The sequence below is a fragment of the Rhodococcus sp. CX genome (genome assembly GCF_015865005.1).
In the GTDB taxonomy this organism is placed as follows: domain Bacteria; phylum Actinomycetota; class Actinomycetes; order Mycobacteriales; family Mycobacteriaceae; genus Rhodococcus.
In genome coordinates this window covers 2,826-5,977 of the sequence record NZ_JADZGH010000156.1, presented here as the reverse complement: position 1 = coordinate 5,977, position 3,152 = coordinate 2,826, and the positions used below count along the sequence as shown (strand labels likewise).

Sequence of the window (3,152 nt, the reverse complement as noted above, 5' to 3'; positions counted from 1 at the left end):
GGATTCACGCAGGAATTCGGCAGGCGATCGCACATCGGTGAACAGGGCGGGGTAGAACGCCGCCGCGAGTTCACGGGCCGCGGTGTCGTTCACCTTCCACAACGGTGCGACCACCGCTTCGGCGCCGATGTTCAACAGTGCGAACGCCATACCCGCATAGATGCCGAACACCTCGCGGCCCTGTGCGAGCTGGCAGGCATTGAGGAACGCCAGCCGAATCGGGCTCGACTCGACTCCTTCGACGGACACCGGGCTCAGATAGTTGCCGTCGACCAGGTAGATACCGTCGCGCATGCCGGTCGGGTCGAAGTTGCCGTGCACCGCGAGATGCAGCGCGTCTGCCCTCGGGGTGCCGTCGAGGCAGCGCAGGATGTCCCTCATCCGTGCGTCGACGGGCTGCGCCGCATAGTGCGCACGCAGGTGGGCGGCCTCCCGCGCAGCCTCCTCGAGATTCTCACCGCCGGAGTACTCCCCGAAGACGACGGCCATCGAATCCAGTTCGAGGCGGGGAGCGGGAGCGGGGCTCCGGCCGTTCGCCAGGTACGGCCAGCGGCCGATGACGGTCTGCGCACCGAGGAGGGGCGGGTCGTCGTGGCACCACGGGATGCGGGCCAGCTCCCACGGGATGTACGGGTCGGCGGACGCGAGCAGCACACTCGGCGGACCCTCCACCGCGTCGGCCGTGGCCTTCAATGCCTGCCATACCGGATCGGGAATCGCGTCGGCGATACGCCGGCCGACGCCGCGCAGGTAGTAGGGCAGATCGTCGAGGGTCGTGCGGTCCTCGACGCCGTTCAGTAGTTGCCGCACGGTGGTCGCGACCGTCACAGGAAGATCCGCGGCGACGAAACTGCCGTCACCGACCGTCGGATGCGGAGACCGGAAATACCAGAACAGGCGCTGCCCGCCGACGTCGTTGCCGGGCGTGACCACCAGTTCCAGATCGGGCCGCGTGTCCGGATCGGTCGGCAGCACCCAATCGACGCCGGCTCGCTCGGGCTCGGCGGGGACGGCACCGTCGCCGACCACCACCGACCTGGTGGCGATCCCGATCGTGCGACCCTCGATCGCGAACACGGCAAGGATGCTGCGGGCCGGCGTCAGGGCGACGTCGTCGATCGCACGCAACCGGATCACGTCGTACGGATAGGGATCGTCGGGATTCACGGCGATGGTGCGGACAAGCGAGGCGCCACCCAGCACCTCGAAGCCGTCGGCCGAAACCGTCACCGTCAAAGTGAATTCCGTGTCCGGAACCGAGAGAGGTTGGGGACTCGTGACGCCGTGTCCGGGTGACTCCGCGAGACCCACATCCAGCTCGAAGACACCACCCGGGGCGACTCGATCGGGCGCGTCGAGCCGTGCGTAAGCCGTGCGGGTGCCGGTCGACGGTTCGGGTGCCGGGGCGGATTCGAGGATTCGATCCTCCGGAAATGTCTCGGCCACTGTCGCATCCGGTGCCGCTTCGGTTTCGTCGAGGTCGGTATCGCGGTGGACCAGGGCAAGGAGGCGGGCGAGGACTTTCGCCACCGCCCGCACGGTACGTGCCAGGAGGCCGGTCACGGAACGACCGGCCTCCCGAGTCCGATGCTCACCACGGGTAGGCATCACGGATGAACTCCTTGTCCGTATCGGACAGTTCGGAATTGAGATCCGCGGAGAATCCGTCGGTGGTCCACCGGGCCGGAATCGGATACATCATGATCGAGTCCGGATCGGTGGGCGTGGCCGAAACCGACCTCGGGTCATACCGTTTGAAGATGTTGTGCTCGATCGTCGCGGGATCCCAATTGTTGGGCGGACCCGACAGGTCGGCGATGACGGCCCGGCGGTTCCACGCGATCGGACGGTTCGGGTTCTGATGCTCGTGGATGAGCCCGAGCGCATGCCCGAACTCGTGGAGGACGACGCGGCGCAGCTCGTCGTCGGACGACGAGGAAGTGAGCCACCCGTAGTTCATCGTGCGTTCCGCCGGAGGGATCTGCCGGCACTGGGTGCCCAGGTACGACCAGGATCCGTCGCCCTGTTCGAAGCCGATCCGGATGTCCGCCGGACCCGAATCCACAAAGCGGAAAGAGAGATTCGCCATCTTCTCCCCGGTCCATTCCTCTGCGACGTTGCGTACCCGTCGCCGCAGGTCCGGATCGCCCTCGAGGAATCGGACGGTGACCCGATCTCCGACGCCCCATTTCGATTCCTTCAGCAGCGCGGCCCGGGTCTTCTCGGTGGCCTGTGGCGGCAACACCAGTGAACAGAAATGTCGGGCATTGTTTTCGGTCATGGCATTTCCTCGATGGGTTTTCCGGCGGGACGGACGATCCCCCCGGTTCGGGTAGGGGTCAGGGGTTCAGGTTGACGATCGTGTTCTTTCCTCCGGTGTCGATCTGCCGTGTTCCTACGCGACCGATCGCGGCCGTGGATCCGATGTTGATGCACGAATCGAAACTGTTCCGGTAGACGTACATCGGACCGAAGTTCCCGACCCACCGGGCGCCGTCGCCGGCCTCGGCGTAGTAGTACATGAATCGGTTGGTGGTGTTGAGTACATGCGCCATCTGTCCGGGTGCGATGTTCCACCAGCCGCGCGTCCCCCAATTACCGTGATTGCCACAGGTTCCGGGGCTGTAGAACATCACCGCCACCGATACCGTGGCGGGATAGTTGTTGCGAAAGCGGATTTCCATCGTCGATCACCCTTCAGGTGTGTACTGGCGGATCAGGTCGGCGACGGATGCCGTGGGGATGTCACCTTCGCTGCACGGCTCGAGCGCGTGCGCGCCCTCCTCGGACGGGACGTCGGCGACGCCGGGCGAGTCGTCGAATCCGACACTCTGGTCGATTTCCGTTCCGGCGAACACGGGGGCGCCGAAATCGGCGGTGGGTTCCGGTTCGCGAGAAGAGCTTCGGGAATCCGTCATGGTTCCTCCTCGTGGGGATGGTGCGGATTCTCAGTCTGTGCCGGTGCAGTAGCGACGGTCACGAGTAGCGCGCTACCTGTATTCGGCGCCGCTTGTCCTCGACTCCGACGAGGGCGGGTCGTGGATTGTGGGTAGTCGATCGGCGGCTGGGTTCGAGTCACGCTGATTCTGGTGATTGTGTCCACGGGGTGGATGCGGAATCTTCGCGGAAGACCCCGCGTGACAGGAGCCCTT

4 protein-coding genes are annotated in these 3,152 nt (G+C 65.5%); all 4 read right to left on the bottom strand.

Annotated elements, in window-relative coordinates; all coding sequences use genetic code 11:
• The coding region (locus I0Q12_RS34900) for a CHAT domain-containing protein (protein ID WP_197252884.1) at positions 1–1,530 on the bottom strand (1,530 nt) is incomplete at its 3' end.
• 61 nt (positions 1,531–1,591) lie between these two features.
• Positions 1,592–2,281: a matrixin family metalloprotease gene (locus tag I0Q12_RS16195; RefSeq protein WP_229581879.1), complete on the bottom strand. Its 690-nt coding sequence runs from the start codon at positions 2,279–2,281 to the stop codon at positions 1,592–1,594.
• A gap of 58 nt (positions 2,282–2,339) precedes the next feature.
• Positions 2,340–2,684, bottom strand: a complete 345-nt coding sequence (locus tag I0Q12_RS16190; RefSeq protein WP_197252883.1) for a DUF1036 domain-containing protein — start codon at positions 2,682–2,684, stop codon at positions 2,340–2,342.
• Positions 2,685–2,690: 6 nt separating this feature from the next.
• A complete protein-coding gene (locus tag I0Q12_RS16185) occupies positions 2,691–2,918 on the bottom strand; it encodes a hypothetical protein (RefSeq protein WP_197252882.1) in 228 nt (75 codons plus the stop codon).
• Between the last annotated feature and the right edge of the window lie 234 nt (positions 2,919–3,152).

Bases quoted from the DNA above. Each gene is read 5' to 3' on its own strand.
- I0Q12_RS16195 (WP_229581879.1), bottom strand. From the start codon at position 2,281: ATGACCGAAAACAATGCCCGACATTTCTGTTCACTGGTGTTGCCGCCA.
- I0Q12_RS16190 (WP_197252883.1), bottom strand. From the start codon at position 2,684: ATGGAAATCCGCTTTCGCAACAACTATCCCGCCACGGTATCGGTGGCG.
- I0Q12_RS16185 (WP_197252882.1), bottom strand. From the start codon at position 2,918: ATGACGGATTCCCGAAGCTCTTCTCGCGAACCGGAACCCACCGCCGAT.